Below are 20,907 nucleotides of genomic sequence, written 5' to 3' on the forward strand. Positions count from 1 at the left end.
AGTTCCTTAATTTTCAAACACTACTTTTTGTTAAACAATAATAGTATAAAAAAAGATATGTTAATTAAAAAAGGTTTACAGCTGGAGCACTCAAAATCAGATGGTGGGCCCGGAGGGCTTCGAACCCTCGACCACCCGGTTTCCCCGGTCAACCTATGAGCCTCGCCCAACTTCTTCAGTTGTCGGGCGCTCCACCAGGCTGAGCTACGGGCCCACAAAAAGCCATATGCAATCACTGCTAAAAAAAGTTTGCAAATCTCTAGCCCTGCTGAAAAAGTAGTCGTACCTGTTATGTAGCCATACTACATATTTATAGACATCGCCACATAGGTTGATGGTAAAAAGCCTGGTGGGCCGGATGAAAGAAGTGGTCAAGGTTGATGAGGTAACCAAGATCTACCGCATGGGTGAGGTTGACCTGCGGGCGCTGGACGGAGTGAGCTTAAAGATCATGCCCTCAGAAAATCTATCGATAATCGGTCCCTCGGGATCGGGAAAGTCCACCCTGCTGCACCTGATGGGCTGCCTGGACAGGCCGACCAGTGGCAGGATCTACATCGACGGTGTTGACACCTCGCAGCTCAATGGCACTAAGCTGGCCGAGATCAGAAGACACAAAATTGGCTTCGTCTTCCAGTTCTTTTACCTCATCCCGACGCTGAACGCCTTGGAAAATGTGGAACTGCCCATGATGTTCGCGGGTGTGAATGAAAGCGAGAGAAAAAAACGCGCCGCCGAGCTTCTGGAGCTGGTAAACCTGAAGGATCGGATGAAACACCGGCCCTCCGAGCTGAGCGGAGGCGAGAGGCAGAGAGTGGCCATAGCCAGAGCCTTGGCAAATAACCCCAAGATCGTGCTTGCCGACGAGCCCACCGGCAACCTCGACTCCCGTTCGGGCAGAGAAATCATTGACCTATTAAGAAGGTTGAACGAGGAGAAGGGGGTAACGCTGGTGATCGTGACCCATGATCCTTATATTGCCAGCACTATGAAGAGAACAATATATTTAAAGGATGGTCGAATCGTAAAGGAGGAGAGGAGATAATTATGAAAAAAGCGATGTTGATGCTAACGGTCTCAGCTCTGGTCGCTCTGGCCATCATAGGGGGCGCGGGGTCGGCCTCGGCAGCTGATGGTTCGCTCAACTTGGGCTGGTCACTGCTCGATAACTACATCAGGCCGGGCGGAGAAACCACCCTGATAATTTCCATTCAGAACGCCACGACCTCAAAAATTTACCACGTGGAAATCAGCTTTAAAACCGGGGATGAGCTTTCGCTTGACCCCTCCGATTTTTACCTCTATAGCATTTCTCCGATGACTTCCCAGCTGACCTCGTTCAAGATCAAGGCAGGCGAAAATGCACCGCCCAAGGTCACCTATGTGGAAATCACGGCAAAATATCACGTCGGCAACGTCAGCGCCGAGGAAAACGAGCTCAAAATCTGGGTACCTGTAGTCATCAGGTCCGCACCGCTGCTGAAGATAGAGAAGATCGCGTTCGACAAAGATCCAGTCAGCCCAGGCAGTGTTGTAACCGTTTCCTTTGAGGTGAAGAACTATGGTGATGGTCCAGCCAAGGATCTCATAGTTTCGCTGGACCAAGCTGCGGGTACTTTTGTCTCTGATCTGAACGAAAAATACGTGGGGGGGGTGCCGGTAAACGGCTCAGCAAAAATCTCCTTCAGGCTGAACATCAACCAGAACCTGAGCGCGGGAGTCTACTCGATCCCAATACTTTTGAGTTACTTGGATGAGACCAAGACACAGATTTTCACCGGCCGAGAATTTGCCGGGCTGAGGGTCTACGGCAGCATCAACCTGATAACCACGCTGAACTCACAGGACATGGTGGCGGCCGGTACCAGTGGCTCCATGGAAATAAAGATCGCCAACGCCGGGACGATGGAGGCTCAGTTCCTGCAGCTGAACTTTATCGGCTCCTCGGTCTTGGAAGATGTTTCGCCCACTAGCATCTATATCGGGCGCCTGAAATCCGACGACTACGACACCGAAAAAATATCCTTCCGGGTCAGCGGAAACGCGACCAAGGGGGTCTATCCTGTGAAGCTGGAGTTGGTCTACCAAGACCCGTTTGGCAAGGAGTTCACCGAGGCCGAAACGGTGTACCTAACGGTGTTGTCTCAGGAGGACCTTAATAAAAATGTTGAAATTCCCCTCTGGCAGCTGGCCATCATTGGTCTAATTATTGTCATCGTCGTCTACTCTTTCTGGCGTAAGAGGAGAAAATGATGTATGCTGAAGGGTTCCTTTATCCTGATCTTCAGGAACTTGACGCAGCGGAAGCTGAGGAGTTCCCTGACGACGCTGGGCGTCATCATCGGAATAGCGGCGATTGTCGGCATGGTCTCGGCCACTCAGGGAATCAGCAATTCCATCGGTGAACAGCTGGAAAAGCTACAGGGGAACAGAATCCTTATCACCTCGAGTAGCCGGGGTGGACTGTTCTCCCCCGGCACCGCCGGAGGATTGACGGAAAAGGATGTTGAAATTATTCAGAGGATCAACGGGGTCAGTGTCGCCTACGGCCAGCTTCAGACCTCGGCCCTCGTCATTTACGGGGGCGAAGGGCAGGGTCTGACCATCGTCGGGCTCTCGCCCAGCGATTTTGAAAGGCTGGACACCCTTGGCGTGGAGGTGGGGCGGTATCTCAAGGACTCCGATCGCTACGCCACCGTCATCGGCAATTCCGTGGCCTACGAAAAGTTCCAGAAGGAGGTTGGCCTGAGGAAGAAGCTGGTAATCAAGGACACCGAGTTTCAAGTCGTCGGCATCATGAACAAGGCTGGCGGCGCCCTGATGACCACCGACTCCACCGTTTATCTCCCCAAAGAGGCGATGAGGGAGGTATTCAACTTGCCCGAGGACCGTGTGGACTCAATTGTCGTGGGGGTAAAATCAGACGCGAACATCAACGAAGTGGCGGAGAGGATCTCCGAGGCCCTGCGCCGCTCCCACCGAGTCACCAAGAACAACGAAGACTTTACCGTGATAACGCCCGACTACGTCAAGAACATCGTGGGGCAGATAACCGGGCTGCTGTCCATCCTGCTGGGCGGCATCGCCGGCATCTCCCTGATCGTGGGGACCATCGGCATCACCAACATCATGTTTGTCACCGTCTCCGAGAGGACGCGGGAAATTGGCGTGATGAAAGCGCTGGGATCGACCAACCGCGATATCCTGATGCTGTTCGTCTTGGAGTCCGGCATCATCAGCCTCATCGGTGGCGTCATCGGTGTGTTTGTAGGGCTAGGGCTTGGGGAGGGTCTGATATTCCTCTCCCGCATGGCCATCAGCGGCACCACCATTGCCAACGGTGGTTTGAGTTCACTTCGTGCCAGTATAGCCATCATTCCAGAACTCATTGCCGGTGCCATTGCCCTTTCCTTCTTCGTGGGTGTTATCGCAGGATTTCTACCGGCCAGAAAGGCGGCCAACCTGAACCCCATCGAGGCCCTCCGCTACGAGTGAACCTTTATGCCGCTGGCTCAAAGTTATTAGTTAAAAAATCTAACTGAGCGTGGTGCTGGCTTGGGGATAAAGATACTGACTCACGGCGACACCGATGGCATTTGCGCCGCCGCACTGGCCCGATACCGGTTTCCCGATGCCGAGATTTGGTTCACCAGACCCATTAGGTTGCTAAGGGATCTGAACACCATCGAGCCGGGCACGGCGGTGATGATCTTTGACGTGGCCATCGATGAAGCCAACAAGGATCAGATCTTCCAGCGGATGCGGGAGCTGGCCCAAAAGGATGAGGTTCTCTACGCGGATCATCACCCCCTCCCACCCGGAACTCTGAAAAGGGATTTCCCGGTGACGCAGTTTGCCCTTGATACTGGGGCAAGTTCTTCCGAGCTGGCCTTCAAGCTGCTCATTCAGGACCCCAAATCTGACATGGACCGCGTCGCCCTCTGGGGAGCCATCGCCGACTACTGCTGGGACACCGAGTTCGTTCGGGGAAGGATGGACAAATACGACCGGAGAACCATCTACATGGAGGCGGGCCTGCTCACCCAGGGTCTGGGGGAAGCTGCCGGAGACTATCACTTCAAGAGGGATATCGTGATCAAGCTCGCCCAAGGAATACCGCCCACGGAGATGCCCGACCTGGTCGATCGAGCCCTGAAAGCTACCAAGAGGGAGTGGGACATCTACGAATATGTGAAGAAGCACGTTGTTGTTGAGGACAATATCGCCATCGTCTACGATCTCCCAGTAGGCAGCTTGGGAAAGGCTGCGCTTTACGCCTTGGGCATCACCGGAGTTGACGTCGGGATCTGCACCCGGGTAAAGAAGGACGATGTGGATATCAGCATCAGGCGCAGGACCGGGAGCAAGATAGACCTAAACGAGATGCTCCGCCACATCACGGCTAGGGTCGGTGGATCTGGCGGTGGGCATGAAGGGGCTGCCGGGGCCACCGTCCCAGTAAACCTGCTGGAGACATTTCTGGAGACGATAAAAAGGGAGGTTTCTCCCATCAGTGGTTTGGGAACCGTTTAAACTCGCTTCAAAAAAGTTCGACCCACTTTCCCTTGCCCAGTTTTTTTGCCTTCTGATAAACGAACCAGTCGGTGGCGATGTCCTGTATGGCGAGGCCGGTGGAATCGAACACGGTAATTTCATCGCGGGAAGTTCGACCTGGTTTTTTCTTGGTCACTATTTCACCGAGGTCTGCATAGATATCGGACCTCGAGATCAAGCCTTTCGCCAGCGGGACGTTAACCTCTCCCCCATGAATCGCCTGCTCCACATCGTCGACGACCACCTTGGCGTGCAGGAGGATGGCCGGATCGAGCTCCTGTTTTCCCGGGGCATCGGCACCGATGGCGTTAATATGCGTACCGCTCCTGACATACTCGTTCATCAGGATGGGCTTCGTCGAGGGGGTGGTGGTTACTATAATGTCGGCTACCTCAACGGTTTCCTTCACCCTCCGAAAGACCTTCGTCTCCACCCCCAGCTCCTCGCGCATCTCAGCGGCAAAGCGCGAGGCATTTTTGGCATCGATATCGTTGACCCTGACCTCCTCTATCTTCAGCACCTCGTTCAGCCCCAGCAGCTGGGTCCTCGCCTGAACTCCGGCGCCGAGCATCGCAACGACCTTGGAATCTCGCCGAGCCAAATACTTTGCCGCGACCGCCCCGCCGGCTCCGGTTCTCAGGTTGGTTATCAGTGTTCCATCCATGATGGTGAGGGGGGCGCCCGTCTTGGGGTCAAGCAGTAGTATCGTGGCCATGACTGTGGGCAACCGGTATTTTTTTGGATTTCTGGGGTGAACGTTAACGATCTTGACACCTGCGGCGCCCATGTCCTCCAAGTAAGCGGGCATGACCCTGAAGTCGCCCCCGTACTTTTCAAAATTCACGTAGGACTTGGGCGGCATCTGGACCTTGCCCAGCCCCTTTGCCATGAAGGCCTTCTCGACCGCGTCTATAACTTCGCGCATCGAGATTAACCCCTCGATCTCCTTCTTTGACAAAAGCAGGATTTTCATCTTTGGCACCGATTACTGCTACCGGGACTAGGTTTTAACCGTTGCGCCTTAGCGCCCTATGGTAAGCGATCAAGGTTAGGAAAATGGCGCCGGGGAGAGGACTCGAACCTCTGACCGCTCGGTTGCTGTGCCCAGACGTGTCGTCTTTTTTTATTGAGGTTCGTTCTTCATTCACATCCGGTTTAACAGCCGAGCACTCTACCTACTGAGCTGTCGGGCCGCAACGGAACCCCGGCATTTCCCCGGCACTTCTTACTTTTCCACCGAATTCATAAGCTTTTGCCCAGTTTATCCCTTGCCCCCTCAGGAGCAAACTGCCTCTGCTCAGCTTTACCTATTCAGCAGTCGACAATGGTTGCTCATGCTCCTCTCTTCGTCCAAGCGGGTTCCAAGCATTGAGTCAAAAATCGTACTGGGGAGTACGACACGGCTTTGTCTTTAAACCCATCAATCAGTACCGGGGAATACGAATTCTCAAAGACCGTTAGATCTGTGCGAGCACCTGAGCAGGCGAGCTAGAACCGAAATCGTCCAGCTGCTGATCGATAGAGTCGGGCCAATCGCGGGTCTGGCTAGGAGGGTAGGTGTCACTGAGGGTGCCGTTAGAAAGTGGCTGATCTCGACCCATCCATCCAATTTTACCCTGTTTTCATTGCTGATACTGGCCGCTTAAATTGAAAGAGAACGAGCTCTCGAGATACCGGAGCAGGATTTCCACAACTACTGAAAGGACCTCACCAATTTTATCAACCAAATTCATCTCCCACATAAACCAAGGCAGGGCCCCTACCGAACCGAAGGGTCTGGAATCTCATCGCCTCAAGGTGCCGGTTTCCGCCAGACGACGCAGCCCATCCTGCATTAATCGATAGGTTGCCCTCAAGCTAGAGTCATTGTCAAAATCGCCAATCGCCTTTTCAGCGCTCCTTCGGGACAGTTTGGAGAGACGCCTGGCCTCTGCGACCAAAAGCGGCATTGCCCTGACGATGTTGTCCACAATGGTGATGTCCGCCGCCCGAGCCGTTCTTGACATGGGATTCAGGTCAATCGCAATCACGCGCTTACCGAGCCTCTTCAGGGCCTCCGTTCGGTCGCCGTCCTCCAGAGGAACCAGCACCACATCCGCGGCGGCTATTCCTCGCCTGTCAACCTTCCTCCGCTGGCTGTGTACTTCCCGGATCCTCGTGTAAAACCTAGGGTCGACTCCAAGAACCTCGCTGGCACCGTGTTGGCGTAGCCAGCGGGCGATGGCTCTCTCCCTCCCTCGTGAACCATGAAACAAGTTGACCTCAAGCTTCGCCCCAGTTACCCTCGAGAGCTCGACCAATTCCTCAGGGACAAGGGCCGCGGCATTTCCGTTGACAGAGATCACCGGCCGCTCAGCCAAGAGCAGCGCTGCGGCCGCGGCCTTTATCGCTCTTCTGGCCTCACGCGTGGTCCTTTCACTCAGCAGATAATCAAAGGCCTCCCCCCTTCCGTGCGCCGCCAGCCCTTCCTCGACGACCAGCCCCATCTTAAACCCATCCACGAGTTTTTTCCTTACCCTCAAGGACTCCGCCCGCGGATGCAGGGAAGAAATTTCATCCATGGCTCTTCCTCCGGAGTCAAATTTACTTCCTGCTGATATCACCAAAAAGCTTTTTGAACAGGGAGAGAAGGTCTAAAGCGGTGAAGTTTAACATGCGGCTATATCCCCTCGCGATAATCCCATTGGTCTTGTCTCTGGGCGCGATAGTGGTCTCGGGCATAAATCCCGGGCCGCAGTCCTATCTTACCCTCGGCGTTGCCGGCGCCACTTTCTTGGTCTCCGCGGCGATATTATTCGCTTATTCTAGAAAATCCACTGAGGCCAAGCAGATCCCGCTGGAAAATTTCTCCGTCTGGGCTGACGTCGGCGAACCAGCTTCAGAGCTGAGAAGGCTGAGCCGGGGAGAGACCTTTGCCGCTGCCCAGATAGCTGCCACTGACCTAGATTCCCTCGCCGCAAACGCTGAACTGCTCCAAGCACGAACTTACATGCTCGTAGGCAAGGTCGGTTTTGAATCCGTCACCGAGGAGAAGATGCACAGGCGGGTGGAAGCGCTAGTGAACGACATCAACCATATCTCAAAATCCATCAGCACCTCTAAGGAATTAACTAAGGAAGTCATCCCTCAAATAGAACAGTGCGCCGCCCAAGCCGAACGAATCGCCAATAAATTTTTTGAGCTTGAGGAAGGAAAACCAGAGACCATCTACATATACCTGGAGCCGCTGAGGAGAGCGGCTGAAAAGCTCTCCCGCGACCTGAGGCTGGCGGCAACCAACATCTCCAAATATCTGCTGTGGGAAGAAAAAGCGCCCGGCCAGGTAGAGACGCCCGCCCCGCTGGCTGCCTCCGGTGTTGAAGCCCCTCCTCAGCCCCCGCCAGCACCGACTGAACCTGAGTCGAAGACCTCGACCACTGAGATGCTCCCACAACCTGAACTACCCTCTGAACAACCGACCGAGAATAAATAAAAGGGTCTGAACGTGAAGCCGCATTTGAACCTGGTCTTTATCGGCCACGTTGACCACGGCAAATCAACCCTCATCGGGAGACTGCTGGTAGAGATGGGAGTCGTCAAGGAGAAGGAGCTTCTGGATGAAGCCGGAAGCTTCAAGTTCGCCTGGGTGATGGACAGGGAAAAGGAGGAAAGGGCGCGGGGGGTGACCATTGATATCGCCTACCAGAAGATCGAGACCCAGAAGAATGTCATTACCATAATCGACGCCCCGGGCCACCGCGACTTCGTCAAAAACATGATCACGGGCGCGAGCCAGGCCGACGCGGCAGTGCTGGTTGTGGCCGCTGATGATGGGATTATGCCGCAGACCCGTGAGCACGCGGCACTGGCCTTTACCCTTGGTGTTGGCCAGATCATCGTCGCCATCAACAAGATGGACCTAGTGGGTTTTCGCCAGGAAGTTTATGAAGAGATAAAAAACAGCATGATCACCCTGCTCAGCAGCATCGGTTACCGAAATGCCTCAGAGTTGCCTTTTATCCCACTGGCGGCTTTCTTCGGCGAGGGCGTCACTAAACCCAGCCCAAAGATGCCCTGGTACAATGGACCCACCCTACTCGGAGCTCTGGAGAGGTTAAAGGAACCCGAGAAGCCGATAAACAAGCCCCTGAGGATCCCGATTCAAGATGTTTTCTCAATTACTGGAGTTGGCACGGTACCGATAGGTCGCGTGGAAACCGGCGTCCTGAAAATTAAGGACATCGTCGTCTTTGAGCCTTCGGGCAGTAGCGGTGAGGTCCGCAGCATCGAGATGCACCACGAACAGATTCAGCAGGCGGTTCCGGGCGATAACATCGGCTTTAGCGTCAGAGGGGTCTCCAAGGATGAGGTGAGGCGGGGAGACGTCGCCGGCCATCTGACAAACCCGCCCACCGTCACCAATGAGTTCACAGGAAAAGTGGTCATCCTCGCCGTCCCTACTGAAATCTCGCCGGGATTCACGCCGCTCTTCCACTGCCACGCGGCTCATGTCCCGGGAACCATAATCGAGATCCTGCAAAAAATAGATCCCAAGACCGGGGCGGTTGTCGAGGAACATCCGAAATCGCTGAGGAAGGGCGACGCGGGCGTCATCAGGGTCAGGCTGGCCAAGCCGATGGTGATCGAGCGATCCAGCGAACTCCCGGAGCTAAGCCGGTTCGCCATCAGGCACGCCGGACAGACCATTGCCGCCGGCATGTGCATTGACCTCGTTGAAATTAAGAGGGCCGCGAGATAACTCGATCACGAGTTACTCAGCTGCTTCGCCCTGATTCATCTCATCTTTTCCCTTACCGCTTCCACCTTCGACTCCATGGTCATCCTTTTGTCGCGACGCTCATCTAGGTTTATCTTGGTCACGATTCGAGAAACGCCCATCTTGAAAACCGCCTCCTGCATCTCCAGAGCCAGCCGTAACAGCTCCTCAGTTTCTCCTTCCACGATGGTTCCCATGGCCGTGACCTGATACTTCGCCCCCTTGCTTTCCAGAACCCCCACCGCCGCAGCCACATAATTGCTGACCGAAGCACTCCCCGTGCCCACAGGGACGATGCTAATCTCCATTAGTGCCATAACTGCCACCCAACCAAGCTTGCTCAGAGAAGTAAATAAAACCGTTGCCTCGCCACCAGCAACGAGGGAATGCAGCCGGGGAATCAGTAATTTTCGCTCAGCAGCTCATAGTATGCCTGAGGGTGCTTGCAGGCGGGACAGACTTTTGGTGCCTCCATCCCCTCATGGACATAGCCGCAGTTCCGGCACTTCCACTTCACCACTCGGTCCTTTCGAAAAACAGTGTTGTTCTCCAAATTCTCCAGCAGCTTCCGATATCTCTTCTCGTGCTGCTCTTCAACCTCAGCTATTTCCCTGAAAGAATCGGCTATCTCGTCAAAGCCCTCTTCCCTAGCCACCTTTTCGAACTCGGGGTAAAGTGTTCCCCACTCCATCCTCTCCCCTTCGGCAGCGGCCAGCAAGTTCTCCTTGGTGGTCCCGATTTTCCCGGCAGGATAGGCCGCCTCGATAGCGACTTCCCCTCCCTCCAAGTATTGGAAGAACACTTTGGCGTGCTCCTTCTCATTATCCGCGGTCTCAAGAAATATCGCACCGATCTGCTCATAACCCTCTTTTTTGGCGACGCTGGCAAAATAGGTATACCTATTTCTGGCCTGGCTCTCACCGGCAAATGCCTTCAGAAGGTTCTTCTCCGTCCGACTACCCTTTAACCTCATTACATCATCCCCTGATAAACTAAAGCCCCCCTGTTTAAAAATATCTGCAAAATAAAAACCGATTTTCTGAATCAGCAAACCTTTTAGAGCTTCGGGATTTCCGGAGGCCTGAGCTTGTGGAGACTCCTGCGCTCACGTTCGACAATCGACTTCACTTCATCCAGCCTCAGACCAACTGTTTTTGCAATCGCAACTGGCTTAAGACCCAGATCCAAGCCAGCGAAAATCATGTCAAGATTCTTATAACTTATACCTAACTCGCCCTCATCTGTTTGGCCCGGCCACAGCCCCGCCGTTGGTGTCTTATCCACTATCTGCTTAGGGATGCCAAGATAACAGGCCAGTTCCCTCACCTGTGTCTTATACAGCGCGCCCAAGGGGGCTAAATCAGATGCACCGTCCCCGTATTTGGTGAAATATCCCGTCCTAAGCTCGCTCCGGTTACTACATCCCACGACAAGCCTGTTCAACATGTTGGCGTAGTAATAAAGCACGACCATGCGAACCCTGGGCAGAATGTTGGCGTTTGGCAGTTTGGCCTCGGGTTTAAATTCCAGCTGGCCTCGCAGAGCCTTTACCACCGGAGCGATGTCAATAACCCTGAAATCTATGCCCAGCTTCTCCGCAACCAGCCGGGCATCGGCTACGTCGCTAGGGTCTGATACCCCAACTTCAGGAAGTGAAATTCCCAACACCTTTTCTGGACCAAGTGCTCTTACGCAGAGGACTGCCGTAACGGAGGAATCAATTCCGCCGCTGAGGCCTATGACAACACCATCGGCGCCAGACTCACGAACCTTGTTTTTGATAAAGGTAATCAGCTTTTTTTCCACCGCGACCGGATTAATTTTCAGCACTCTAGCAATCTGTTTCAATTCCTCTTCAGACATGCCATCACCTAGAATTTTCTGGGATAGGAACCGAGGATCCTCAGCATCGCAGTTTTCCTTTCAACCTCTCTGAGGGCCTCCTTGACCTTTCTGTCCTCGCGGTGCCCCTCCAAGTCTATGAAGAAGAGGTAATCACCCAAGGCCTTTTTGGAGGGTCGGGATTCTATCTTGGTGAGGTTAATCTTCCTCACCGCGAACTCTCCAAGTATTTCATGCAAAATACCTGGCCTATCATCCGCCGTGTAAAAGACGATGGATGTCTTATCTCTGCCGGTTCTGCGGCTGTCCTCCTTGGCGATATGTAAAAAGCGAGTAATGTTCCTTTCGCCGCTTTGGATGTTGTCCCTCAACACCTGCAAATTATATAATTTCGCCAGCATCCGGGGGCCAATGGCCGCAATGTGTGGCTGTCCTAGCTTGCTCACCTGCTCCGCTGATCTCGCCGTGCTACCCATCTCCACTATCTCCGCCATGGGTAGATTCTTTCTCAAAAATTCCCGGCACTGGGCGATTGCCTGTGGATGTGAGAGGACCTGGGTTATCTTCTCAATCTTGGATCCCTTCACCCCGAGCAGAGCGTGCGTAATTGGGAGGACGATCTCACCCTTTATCTTAACATCGGCCCAGGTAAGTGCATCAAGCGACTCGCCCACCGATCCTTCCCTCATGCTCTCCACTGGGATAACGCCGGCATCAACCTCGCCTCGAGCGACCGCCTCAACAACGTCCGATATCGTTGGATATAGTACTACCTCAGCCCGTCCCTTGAACTGGGACCAAGCGGCGATCTCCGAGTAGGTACCACGGGGGCCCAGCGCGCCAACCTTCATGGTCCTCCTCCCTCAAACCGTCGATACAAATCTGCGTAGGCCCGCTTAACCTCATTCCTTCCGAACAAGGCCACCGCCTTGCCAACAATGGTTCTGACGGCCTTTAAATCACCCCTAGCCAATAAAGCATTCAAGGAATGAAATGCCTCTATTGCCGATTGTCTCACCAGCTCGGAATATTTATTCTGCTGTTGAATTTCCAGATACAGTTCCGGCTTGCCCGCCGAGGCCGCTTTCGCCAGCTCAACCAGCGCCGAGAACATCGGCGTCCGCATTCTTCGGGATATCTTCCCGCCATTGAGCGCCCTTAACGCTTGGACGTAGGAAAGTAGAATGAAATGGGACAGACATTGGACAACTGCCATGGTTCGGTCGTGAAGTTCTGCGTCCATCTCAATGACCCGTGCGCCATCACTCCTGAGCAGTTCCTTCAGCTTCCGATAACGTTTTCCTGGCCTGACTGGAATTGCCACCACGTCCTTGTTTTTCAGGCTTGAGGCCCCCGGTCCGAAGAGCGGGTGAATTGAAACCAGCTCAACGTCTTTTTCTATTCTCTCCATCGTCTTTACCACCTCTAGTTTAACCGAGGCCACATCAGCTATCAGCGCGCCGCTCTTGGCTTCCCCTGCTACCTCCAGCAAAACTTTTGGCGTGGCTGAAATAGGAACTGCAATAAATATTATGTCAGCCTCAGCCGCGGCATTTCTTGCCAGCGCGGCCTTGACCTTTAACTCCGCGGCCAACTTTCTGGCCTTAAGGCGATTGACATCAGAAACAACAACTTCGCCTAAGCGTTTGGAGAACTTTGCCAGCCACTTTCCCATTTCACCAGCACCTATAACTGCCGTCTTCAACCAACCACCTTCCCTATTTCACGTCTAACTGCGTCTTCCATAACTTTGATGGGTGCCCTCTTTCCTGTCCAAATCTCGAAGGCCAGAGCCCCCTGTCTCACCAGCATGCCCAAGCCATCAACTGTCATGGCCCCTGCTTTCTCCGCCTCCAGCAACAGACGGGTTCGAATGGGCTTGTAAACGATATCATAAACGGTCAGATTCCGGTGCATCATCTCCGCTGTCACCAGCGTCTCATCTATCCTCGGCCGCATGCCAACCGAAGTGGCATTAATCAGGACCTCCGTGTTCGTGATAAATCTCTTAAGCGTCCTTCGGTCTATGGAGATAGTTGGCACCTCTTTTCCCAGCTTCTGCTCAATCAATGAAGCCAGTTCCTTCGCCCGCGACACCGTCCGGTTAGCGATGCTAAGCTCCGCCCCGGCCTTGAGCAACGAAAAGGCAATGGCCCGCGCGGCACCTCCGGCTCCAAGCAACAGTACCCTCTTGCCTTTCACTTTGCCAACTTTCTCTTCAAGATATCTCAGCGCACCTTCGCCATCTGTGTTAAAGCCAACCAGCTTGCCGCGGCTGTTTTTTATCGTGTTGACTGCCCCGGCTAAAGCCGCTGATTCATCCAATGCGTCTAAGAACTTCATCACAGCAATTTTGTGCGGGATGGTGACGTTGAGCCCGGCAATCCCCATTTTCCTAGTTCCGGCAATGGCATCCCCAAGTAAATTTTCTGGAACTCTAACGGCCACGTAGATATGGTTGAGCCTCAGTTTCTTGAAGGCCGCGTTCATCATCGCCGGGGAAAGGGAGCCCGCCACAGGGTCTCCGATAAGCATGAAGACCTTTAGGGATTTCAACCTCCGCCCTCCCTCGGCATTAGTTTTTGCAGCAGGAGTTTGGTCTCAGCGACATCAAACTGCCCAGGTGCGGTTGGTCTGCCGACGCTGGCGTAGGTTAAAGGAGAGCCAAGCATCAGGCTGGCGATTCTGGTTATCCTGCCTGCCTCCCCCATGGCAAAGGCCACCACCGGGACTGAAATTTCATCCTGAACATCAACGAGGAAATCCAGAACTCTTATCGAATCGGTGGGATCATGGGCCATCGTCACCAACTTAATCACATCTCCACCGGCCTTGACCATTTTACCCGCCATCCTCTTGAGCGCTTTAATTCCAGGCGTCATTGAAAAATCGTGCCATGACATCAACACCGAAACCCCTTCCTGTCTAGCCGCTGTCACCACCTTATCCCTGAGGGATTTAGGTGTGGAGAACTCGAGATCCACGCAGGGCACCTGGTTCTCGATGGCCTCCAGAATTATCTCAACCCGTTCCCCCTCGCTTCCTGAAAAAGCTCCACCCTCTCTCTTCGGCCGATGGGTAAAGATCAGGGGTAAATCATCCTTCAGAATTTTCTGCCAACCTTCCTTATCCCCAAGGCTGTCCATCCTCAGCTCAACCAGATCGGCACCCCTCTTCAGCGCTAGAGAAATGGCCCGGCTCATCTCACGCACGTTCCTGCCCTCCACGGCGCCGCAAACTGCAGGAGTTTTGACAACGAGCCTTCCCAGTTTAAGCTCATTCAAAGAGAACACCGACTTATCTCTCAACTACGGTCTCCTCAACACTGACGCCGAAGTGTCTCCCCGCCTTCTCCACATGAATGAGAACTTCATCGCCGGGCCTCAGCTTGGCCACGGAAATCGGATTGCCATCCTTGCTGACGAGATTAATCGTCTCCGCGTTCTGGAGAAGGGTCTTGTAAATCTCGCCCGCGTATTCGACCTCGACCAACAGCAGCGGTCGTCTCTCTATCTTAACCCTGCCTACTGTGGCCACTCTGGTCTCCCCCCTGAAGTTCACCAAGAGAACCTCGTCACCAGCGCTGAGCTCCGACATGTACTTAGTCTTGCCTCCCGGCAATCTGATATAGGCATGGACGGCTCCGGCATTAACCCGAAACGGCCGCGGAGCCACAAATTCGCTGGTTAAGGTCTCCGAATGTACTAAAAACATGCCACTGCTTTGACTACCCACCAGCATGCCCTCGCCAATGGTCATTAAAGAAGCAGTATCAATACAAGCCCGGTCGCCCATTCCCACTGGCCTGACCAACCTCACCGTGGCGGGGACGAGCTCCAGCCTCTCCCGCGAAAGTGACTCCAGCATTTCACCGACCTTGTTAATTTCCTCCGGTCCTCGCTCTCTGGCATCCAGAAGAACGCCCGCAGTTCCCACCTCCAACGTTTCAACGGCGACCCTGGCCTCGGTGGCGTCTTTTACTCCAGCCAGGACCTTCACGTCCGTCCGCTGCAGCTCTGCGATCATGTTTTCTAAGGGGATAACCTTCCAGTCGGGTGTGACCGCTATCAGATAATCCACACCTTTTCCAACCTCGACCGCTGCCCTCTCCATTTCCTTGTTTGAAACCTCAACGAGAACGGCGACCTTCGCCTGGGCGCGCAGACTTTTTGCATGCCTCAGCACTTCTTCGACCTCACCGCTCTTCGCCAGGTTGAGGACGACAATGCTGATTCCAGGAGCAAGTTCCCGGGCGGCCATCAGGATGGTGCCCTGCTTGAGGACTTCGGAAGCCTCCTCAGGCTTTATCAACACAGCGTCGGCTCCTGTTTCTATGGCTGCTTTGACAAACGGCTTCTTTGACTCCCAAGCTTCATCCCAGTCCGCCCTGACCCAGAGTAGCCTACGCAAAAGGCTCACCGCTTAAGCTCACGCATCGCCTGCTCGATAGTAGCGCCCTCATGAACTATACGCGCCAGAGCTCTAGTCATCGCGGTCGGGTTCTTGTGCTGGAAAATGTTCCGGCCGATGGAAATCCCGATGGCGCCGGCGCTCAGAGCCTCTGATGCTAATTTCAGAACATCCAAATCCGTGTTCATCTTCGGTCCCCCAGCGATCACAATTGGCACTGGACATCCTTTCACCACCTTACTAAAGGACTTGACATCACCGGTGTAAACGGTCTTCACGATATCAGCGCCAAGCTCAGCGCCTACGCGGGCAGCATGGGCTACCAGTGTCGGATCATGTTGGTCCTTGACCTTAGGTCCCCGGGGATACATCATCGCAAATAATGGCATGCCCCAAGTGTCGCAGGACTCAGCCACCTCGCCCAAGTGCTGCAGCTGTTCCTCCTCATTGGGCGCACCGACGTTAATGTGAACCGAAACTCCATCGGCACCCAGAGCGATCGCCTCCTCCACACTAGCAACCGGCACCTTGCAGTTAGGGTCGGGCCCAATCGAGGTGCTACCGGAGAGATGGATAATCAGCCCCAGATCTCTTCCGTAACCTCGATGACCAGCACGAACGATTCCCTTGTGTAGCACCACGGCATTAGCGCCGCCATCGGCCACCTTGTTCACGATGGCTGCCATGTTTTCCAAGCCTGAGATGGGACCCATTGACAGCCCGTGGTCCATCGGGACGATTACCGTCCGTTTGGTCTTGCGGTCAATTATCCGCTCTAGCCTAATGCGCTTACCGGCTTCGGACAACCTTTACACCTCCTTTTGAGATATGCCGCGCATGGATTAAAAACGTGTAGGGGAGCTTTTCTGGACATTTAGACCACGGCTAGCTGAATAAGCGTCGGGCTGCCCCACCTCTTACTCATTGTTACCTATCCTTATCATCATATTGAAAGAAGAAATAAGCCCACCAAGAACGATGCGATGCCAATCGTTTGGTTAATGTCAACGGTTTCATGGTAAAATATCTTGGCCAAGATAATGGTGACTATCGGTGAGGATGCTGTTATTGGCGCCACGATGGCGGTATATTCTGAGTTCACGCCCAAGCCATAACCCAAGAAAGCAAGAAACTCCAACAGCCCTATTAAAATTATGAATGTTGCGGCGACTTTTGGAAAAGACACGTTTCTCCCTGAGGTGCTTGAATAAATGATCAGCAGGGGGAGTGAAAAAAATTTGATGAAGAAAATCGGCAAGAACCAGCCAAGTTCAGAGACCAGGTAATCGACAATGGCATACTGAACGCCAAAGGCAAACAATGCCAAGAGCGCATAACTGACCCCAGCAGCCAAGTTCATCTGCCTTAGCCCCAGCATGTCTTGCCATTTGAAGGAAACCAACACAACGGCACAGATCACCAGAGCCACGCCAGCCAATCTAGCACCAGTCAATGTTTCATCTAAAAAGATCAGACAAAGGATCACCGTGAGAACGACCCATGAAGCGGAAATGGGCGTAACCACAGACACCTGCCCCACCTGTAAACTCTTATAGAGGGCCAAGTAAGCCGTGATGTGAAGAAAGCTGCAGCCGAAAATAGTTCCCAGCAAAAATCCAGAGATTGGGGGCAACTCAAAGAAAAACAGAAGGGTCAAAAAATAAAAAAATAAGCTGACCACTTCCCCCCACAAAAATGCCCTGAAGACGCTTACGCTTTTGACAACTTTCACCACCAAAAAATCGGCGAGGCCCCAGCAAAACATGGCGACGAGTCCAAAAATGATGCCGACAGGTAAACTCATAAAAACAATTTTATAAACGGAGTACTTAAGCTAATCTGAAAAACAACATTTTTCATCGATTAAAATTAAGATTCAGGCCAAAATATTTAACTAATAAAGTACATGTAAAATCGATGTGTGAAGAGTTGATTAAGAAGCTATACAATTCTGTTTTGGAGGGGGATGAAGAAAAAAGCCGGAAAGCCGCAGAGGAAGCCGTTGAAAAGGGGATCGATCCTGTTTTCGCCATCGAGCATGGTCTGGCAGCAGGTTTGAATGAGATGGGCTCGAAATTTGAACGTGGTGAGGTGTTTCTGCCGGATCTCCTTCTCTCTGCTGACGCGATGAAAGCCGGCATGGACATCCTCCTAGCAAAAGTGCCCAAAGAAATGTCCCAAAAGGCAGGTGTCATAGTAATCGGCACTGTCGAAGGGGACATTCATGACATGGGAAAGAGCTTGGTTGCGGCGCTGTTATCGGCTGCGGGCTTTCAGGTCCATGATCTGGGAAGGGACGTCAAAGCGATGAACTTTGTAAAAAAGGCCGAAGAAGTTAACGCAAACATCATCGCTGCATCAGCCCTTATGTCAACCACCGCCCCTTTTATCAGAGACATTATCTCACTCCTGAAGGATAAGCAGGTTCGAGATAAATTTAAGGTGATCATTGGCGGTGGGGCGGTAACTAAGGAATTCGCAGAATTGGTCGGGGCTGATGGCTATGGCCAAAACGCCACCGAGGCCGTTCGACTGGCCAAGGAGGCGATGGGAACTTGAAGCTCACGCCGGCTGAGATCTATAACCGGGCTGAAACCGGCCCGATTATGGACGAAGGACAATTTGATAAAAAAATCCTGCCGAGGAAGCTCAGAGAGCTAGCAAGGGATTATGATATCAAGTATAATCCCGCTGAACCCGTACCTACCGACGATAGTCTAGCCGATGCCGTCTTCGAGGCAGGAAAAAGGTTGCTTCTCGATCTAGGCATCCTCTGCACTGACACGGGGAGGTTAATAAAATTCTCTGATGAGGAAATTAAAGAAGGGTTAAAGTCAGCACCGAACAAAATTGAGGTGGGGCAAGGAGAAAGAACAAGAATATTAACACCCAGAAAGGCCGGAGACAAAAGCGTGCCTTGGCTGGTTCCTGGACCTAGCGGGATGCCAATATCCGAGGAACTAGCTCCAATCGTGGCCACATCCATTGCTAAGGAACCGCTCGCTGAGGGTTATTGGGGACCGACGATACCAAGATTTCAAGGTATCCAAGTAAAACTGCACTCACCGCTCGAGATCTTTGCCTCAAAGTATGAAATCACGTCTTCTAAGGAAGGTGTGAGGAGAGCTGGTAAGGAAGGCCTAGCTGTGGTCGGTGGGATGACGGGACTTGGCCTCCCTGCCTTCATGGCCGCTATGTCCGCCGGAGGGCTCACCAAGGGTGACTGCATTCTGACCAGCTGCGTCAACGAGCTGAAGATCAATTACGACATTTTGTCCAAGGTGCTGTACACTTCGAGGTGCACCGATGTGAACCTGATGTACGACCCAACACCTGTCCTCGGCGGTATTGCCGGCGGGCCTGAGACAACCGCAATCGTCTCGGCCGCGCAGGAAATAGAGTGTCTGTTACTGGGCGCAACTCTGAGCGGCGGAAACGCGATCGACATCTGGTCTGGAACGAGTTCCAATCGTGAAGCCATCTGGGCCTCGGATCTGTTTCTAATCGGAATGAACAGAAACGTTGAGGCGCTGGAATATTGTTACCATTTCGCAGCCGCAGGGCCGTGCACCGAGATGCTTCTCTACGAGGGGGCGGCGAAGACAATAGCCGCCGTCGCCTCTGGCTACGACTTCCACTGCGGCCCGCTAGCATTGAAAGCCGGAAAAGAAAACTACATCTCCCCGCTTGAATTCAGGCTGTGTATGGAAGTGGCCCATGCTGTCACCGGGATCAAACGAGGGGACGCCAACGATTTAATTAAACTGTTATTCGTCAAGTTCGAGGATAAGATTAAGAATCCGCCGCAGGGAAAAAGCTTCACCGAGTGCATGGATCTGAAATCGCTGGAACCATCCAAAGAATGGCAAGTAATTTATGAAAAAGTGAAAAAAGAGCTGGAAGATATCGGAATTCAATTTAGATAAACTTCTCTCGGCTGTCAGCTACGCTCAAGGCTGGACCAGTGTCTTCAATAACGGTGATTAATCCTTGATCTCTCTAAAGGTCTCGTAAGTCGCTTGGATGGTTTTCTCAATATCCTCGGGCTCGTGCATTGCTGAAACCATCCACTCCTCAAACCACGCTGAACCCGCCGGTATTACCCCGCGGTTCAACATGTGGAGCCAGTATCTACCCCACTTAGCAGCGTCACAGCGGGAGGCCTCACGGTAGTTCTTTGGCGGCTCATCCAGACCGAAGAAGATGCTACCCATCATGGTGCATCGACCCACAACAGCCTTTATGCCGGTGTCGGCTATGGCGTCAACCACTCCTTTGTAAAGCTCGTCACCCAGCTTGTTTATCTTCGCATAAGTGGTGTCGGTCATCACCTTTTTCAGCGAGGCCAAACCTGCGGCAATGGAAAGTGGGTTGGCGTTGTAGGTTCCATAGTGGACGACCCCGCCCAAAGGCGTTATCATCTCCATATATTCCCTCTTACCACCAAATGCCGCCAGCGGAGCACCGCCTCCAATGGCCTTGGCGAAGGTAACTAGATCAGGCTCGATTCCGTAAAGCTGACTGCCACCACCTGCGGAGAGGTTGCAGCCCGTCTTAACTTCGTCCAGAATCAACAGGACTCCGTACTCATCGCAGAGTCTCCTGACCTCCCTGAAGTAATCCTTTTCGGGCGTTATGATACCACTATTGGTCAGCACCGGCTCGGTGATTATTGCCGCGACTTCATTCTCGTGCTTTTGGAGAACCCTCTCCAAGCTACCGACATCGTTGAAGTGCGCCACCAAGGTCTGCTTAACGACCTCCTCCGGTGTGCCCAATGAATCTGGCGTTGAAGCTGGATTGTGTACCGAACCCAATATCACGCGCCTTCTGGGCTTATCGCTTATCATCAGGACATCGCTGGCACCGTGGTAGCATCCTTCCATCTTCACGATCAGTTTTCTTCCGGTCGCTGCCCTCGCTAACCTAACGGCGTAGAAAGTCGCCTCTAGCCCGGTGTTAGAAAAGCGCAGCATTTCCACATAGGGATATCGTCTCATCAGCTCCTGGGCCAATTCATACGCGCCCTCGGCTTGGAATCCCAACAGCGTTCCTTTCTTTACCTGCTCATTTATGGCCTCGATTATAACGGGATTGGCGTGCCCCGCCGTCATAGCACCGTAGCCAAGGCAGTGGTCCACGTATTCCCTGCCATCCAAATCCCAAAGCTTACCACCAAGTCCCCTAGCCATATACAGCGGGTAAGGTCGGAAGAACTGAATAGCGGTGTTCACTCCTCCCGGAATTATTTTAGATATTTTCTCAAAATATTCTCTAGACTTGGGCGTGTTTTTTATATAAATTTCCTCCTCGGGTAAAGAAGGCATTCCACCCCCGCTAACTAC

At 53.1% G+C, this 20,907-nt stretch carries 21 protein-coding genes and 2 tRNA genes; 8 read left to right on the forward strand and 15 right to left on the reverse strand.

From position 1 onward, the window contains the following. Window positions 1-101: 101 nt before the first annotated feature. Window positions 102-214 (reverse strand) — tRNA-Ile (locus QXT02_RS00650). A gap of 144 nt (window positions 215-358) precedes the next feature. Between QXT02_RS00650 and QXT02_RS00655 the strand changes: the two genes are divergently transcribed. From QXT02_RS00655 to QXT02_RS00670, 4 genes are read left to right on the forward strand one after another with little or no spacing between them, the layout of a single operon-like run. Next, a complete protein-coding gene (locus tag QXT02_RS00655) occupies window positions 359-1,045 on the forward strand; it encodes an ABC transporter ATP-binding protein (protein ID WP_342811378.1) in 687 nt (228 codons plus the stop codon). Between the two features lie 2 nt (window positions 1,046-1,047). After that, the gene (locus tag QXT02_RS00660) at window positions 1,048-2,253 is read left to right on the forward strand and encodes a hypothetical protein (protein ID WP_342811380.1); all 1,206 of its coding nucleotides are present in this window, start codon (window positions 1,048-1,050) and stop codon (window positions 2,251-2,253) included. A gap of 3 nt (window positions 2,254-2,256) precedes the next feature. Next, window positions 2,257-3,495: an ABC transporter permease gene (locus QXT02_RS00665; protein ID WP_342811382.1), complete on the forward strand. Its 1,239-nt coding sequence runs from the start codon at window positions 2,257-2,259 to the stop codon at window positions 3,493-3,495. A gap of 60 nt (window positions 3,496-3,555) precedes the next feature. Continuing rightward, a complete protein-coding gene (locus tag QXT02_RS00670) occupies window positions 3,556-4,533 on the forward strand; it encodes a DHHA1 domain-containing protein (RefSeq protein WP_342811384.1) in 978 nt (325 codons plus the stop codon). A 7-nt stretch (window positions 4,534-4,540) separates the two neighbouring features. Here the strand turns inward: QXT02_RS00670 and ala are convergent, their stop codons facing one another. The 3 genes from ala to QXT02_RS00685 form a co-directional block, all read right to left on the reverse strand. Beyond that, window positions 4,541-5,527, reverse strand: coding sequence for an alanine dehydrogenase (gene ala / locus QXT02_RS00675; RefSeq protein WP_342811386.1), 987 nt, complete (start codon window positions 5,525-5,527; stop codon window positions 4,541-4,543). A gap of 84 nt (window positions 5,528-5,611) precedes the next feature. Further along, window positions 5,612-5,763: transfer RNA gene (locus tag QXT02_RS00680), tRNA-Asn, on the reverse strand. A 575-nt stretch (window positions 5,764-6,338) separates the two neighbouring features. After that, window positions 6,339-7,115: a phosphopantothenate/pantothenate synthetase gene (locus QXT02_RS00685; RefSeq protein ID WP_342811388.1), complete on the reverse strand. Its 777-nt coding sequence runs from the start codon at window positions 7,113-7,115 to the stop codon at window positions 6,339-6,341. Window positions 7,116-7,207: 92 nt separating this feature from the next. On the opposite strand from QXT02_RS00685, the gene QXT02_RS00690 reads away from it, so the two are divergent. Further along, window positions 7,208-8,026, forward strand: a complete 819-nt coding sequence (locus QXT02_RS00690) for a hypothetical protein (protein WP_342811390.1) — start codon at window positions 7,208-7,210, stop codon at window positions 8,024-8,026. A gap of 6 nt (window positions 8,027-8,032) precedes the next feature. Beyond that, complete coding sequence (gene tuf / locus QXT02_RS00695) at window positions 8,033-9,292, forward strand: translation elongation factor EF-1 subunit alpha (RefSeq protein WP_342811431.1); 1,260 nt, start codon at window positions 8,033-8,035, stop codon at window positions 9,290-9,292. Between the two features lie 35 nt (window positions 9,293-9,327). On the opposite strand, the gene QXT02_RS00700 is transcribed toward tuf, so the two are convergent. The 10 genes from QXT02_RS00700 to QXT02_RS00745 all read right to left on the reverse strand — a co-directional run bounded on the left by QXT02_RS00700 (window position 9,328) and on the right by QXT02_RS00745 (window position 17,366). Continuing rightward, window positions 9,328-9,627 carry an MTH1187 family thiamine-binding protein gene (locus QXT02_RS00700; protein WP_342811392.1) on the reverse strand — a complete coding sequence of 100 codons (300 nt, stop codon included), beginning with the start codon at window positions 9,625-9,627 and terminating at the stop codon, window positions 9,328-9,330. 83 nt (window positions 9,628-9,710) lie between these two features. Continuing rightward, window positions 9,711-10,283, reverse strand: a complete 573-nt coding sequence (rbr, locus tag QXT02_RS00705; RefSeq protein ID WP_342811394.1) for a rubrerythrin — start codon at window positions 10,281-10,283, stop codon at window positions 9,711-9,713. 83 nt (window positions 10,284-10,366) lie between these two features. Continuing rightward, the gene (locus QXT02_RS00710) at window positions 10,367-11,173 is read right to left on the reverse strand and encodes an NAD+ synthase (protein ID WP_342811396.1); all 807 of its coding nucleotides are present in this window, start codon (window positions 11,171-11,173) and stop codon (window positions 10,367-10,369) included. 8 nt (window positions 11,174-11,181) lie between these two features. Then, window positions 11,182-12,003 (reverse strand): prephenate dehydratase, encoded by an 822-nt coding sequence (gene pheA, locus QXT02_RS00715; RefSeq protein WP_342811398.1) that lies wholly within the window; start codon window positions 12,001-12,003, stop codon window positions 11,182-11,184. Next, window positions 12,000-12,857, reverse strand: coding sequence for a prephenate dehydrogenase/arogenate dehydrogenase family protein (locus tag QXT02_RS00720; protein ID WP_342811400.1), 858 nt, complete (start codon window positions 12,855-12,857; stop codon window positions 12,000-12,002). Before QXT02_RS00720 ends, pheA begins: the two co-directional genes overlap by 4 nt. Continuing rightward, window positions 12,854-13,708: a shikimate dehydrogenase gene (aroE, locus tag QXT02_RS00725; protein WP_342811402.1), complete on the reverse strand. Its 855-nt coding sequence runs from the start codon at window positions 13,706-13,708 to the stop codon at window positions 12,854-12,856. Before aroE ends, QXT02_RS00720 begins: the two co-directional genes overlap by 4 nt. Beyond that, window positions 13,705-14,436, reverse strand: a complete 732-nt coding sequence (aroD, locus tag QXT02_RS00730; protein WP_342811404.1) for a type I 3-dehydroquinate dehydratase — start codon at window positions 14,434-14,436, stop codon at window positions 13,705-13,707. The genes aroE and aroD overlap by 4 nt, the downstream gene beginning before the upstream one ends. A gap of 13 nt (window positions 14,437-14,449) precedes the next feature. Beyond that, entirely contained in the window at window positions 14,450-15,571 is a 1,122-nt protein-coding gene (locus QXT02_RS00735) for a 3-dehydroquinate synthase II (RefSeq protein ID WP_342811405.1), read from the reverse strand. Then, complete coding sequence (locus QXT02_RS00740; RefSeq protein WP_342811406.1) at window positions 15,568-16,368, reverse strand: 2-amino-3,7-dideoxy-D-threo-hept-6-ulosonate synthase; 801 nt, start codon at window positions 16,366-16,368, stop codon at window positions 15,568-15,570. Before QXT02_RS00740 ends, QXT02_RS00735 begins: the two co-directional genes overlap by 4 nt. Window positions 16,369-16,505: 137 nt before the next feature. Then, a complete protein-coding gene (locus tag QXT02_RS00745; RefSeq protein WP_342811407.1) occupies window positions 16,506-17,366 on the reverse strand; it encodes a DMT family transporter in 861 nt (286 codons plus the stop codon). A 125-nt stretch (window positions 17,367-17,491) separates the two neighbouring features. Between QXT02_RS00745 and QXT02_RS00750 the strand changes: the two genes are divergently transcribed. After that, a complete protein-coding gene (locus tag QXT02_RS00750) occupies window positions 17,492-18,121 on the forward strand; it encodes a corrinoid protein (RefSeq protein WP_342811408.1) in 630 nt (209 codons plus the stop codon). After that, complete coding sequence (locus tag QXT02_RS00755) at window positions 18,118-19,488, forward strand: monomethylamine:corrinoid methyltransferase (RefSeq protein ID WP_342811409.1); 1,371 nt, start codon at window positions 18,118-18,120, stop codon at window positions 19,486-19,488. Before QXT02_RS00750 ends, QXT02_RS00755 begins: the two co-directional genes overlap by 4 nt. Before the next feature lie 57 nt (window positions 19,489-19,545). On the opposite strand, the gene QXT02_RS00760 is transcribed toward QXT02_RS00755, so the two are convergent. Further along, window positions 19,546-20,889: a glutamate-1-semialdehyde 2,1-aminomutase gene (locus QXT02_RS00760; RefSeq protein WP_342811410.1), complete on the reverse strand. Its 1,344-nt coding sequence runs from the start codon at window positions 20,887-20,889 to the stop codon at window positions 19,546-19,548. Window positions 20,890-20,907 lie beyond the last annotated feature (18 nt).

Origin of the sequence: Hadarchaeum sp. (SeqCode), from assembly GCF_038871235.1 — an archaeon.
In the GTDB taxonomy this organism is placed as follows: Archaea; Hadarchaeota; Hadarchaeia; order Hadarchaeales; family Hadarchaeaceae; genus Hadarchaeum.

Coding starts and splice junctions, on each gene's coding strand:
- QXT02_RS00655 (WP_342811378.1), top strand. CDS start 359: ATGAAAGAAGTGGTCAAGGTTGATGAGGTAACCAAGATCTACCGCATG.
- QXT02_RS00660 (WP_342811380.1), top strand. CDS start 1,048: ATGAAAAAAGCGATGTTGATGCTAACGGTCTCAGCTCTGGTCGCTCTG.
- QXT02_RS00665 (WP_342811382.1), top strand. CDS start 2,257: ATGCTGAAGGGTTCCTTTATCCTGATCTTCAGGAACTTGACGCAGCGG.
- ala (WP_342811386.1), bottom strand. CDS start 5,527: ATGAAAATCCTGCTTTTGTCAAAGAAGGAGATCGAGGGGTTAATCTCG.
- QXT02_RS00685 (WP_342811388.1), bottom strand. CDS start 7,115: ATGGATGAAATTTCTTCCCTGCATCCGCGGGCGGAGTCCTTGAGGGTA.
- QXT02_RS00690 (WP_342811390.1), top strand. CDS start 7,208: ATGCGGCTATATCCCCTCGCGATAATCCCATTGGTCTTGTCTCTGGGC.
- QXT02_RS00700 (WP_342811392.1), bottom strand. CDS start 9,627: ATGGCACTAATGGAGATTAGCATCGTCCCTGTGGGCACGGGGAGTGCT.
- rbr (WP_342811394.1), bottom strand. CDS start 10,283: ATGAGGTTAAAGGGTAGTCGGACGGAGAAGAACCTTCTGAAGGCATTT.
- QXT02_RS00710 (WP_342811396.1), bottom strand. CDS start 11,173: ATGTCTGAAGAGGAATTGAAACAGATTGCTAGAGTGCTGAAAATTAAT.
- pheA (WP_342811398.1), bottom strand. CDS start 12,003: ATGAAGGTTGGCGCGCTGGGCCCCCGTGGTACCTACTCGGAGATCGCC.
- QXT02_RS00745 (WP_342811407.1), bottom strand. CDS start 17,366: ATGAGTTTACCTGTCGGCATCATTTTTGGACTCGTCGCCATGTTTTGC.
- QXT02_RS00760 (WP_342811410.1), bottom strand. CDS start 20,889: ATGCCTTCTTTACCCGAGGAGGAAATTTATATAAAAAACACGCCCAAG.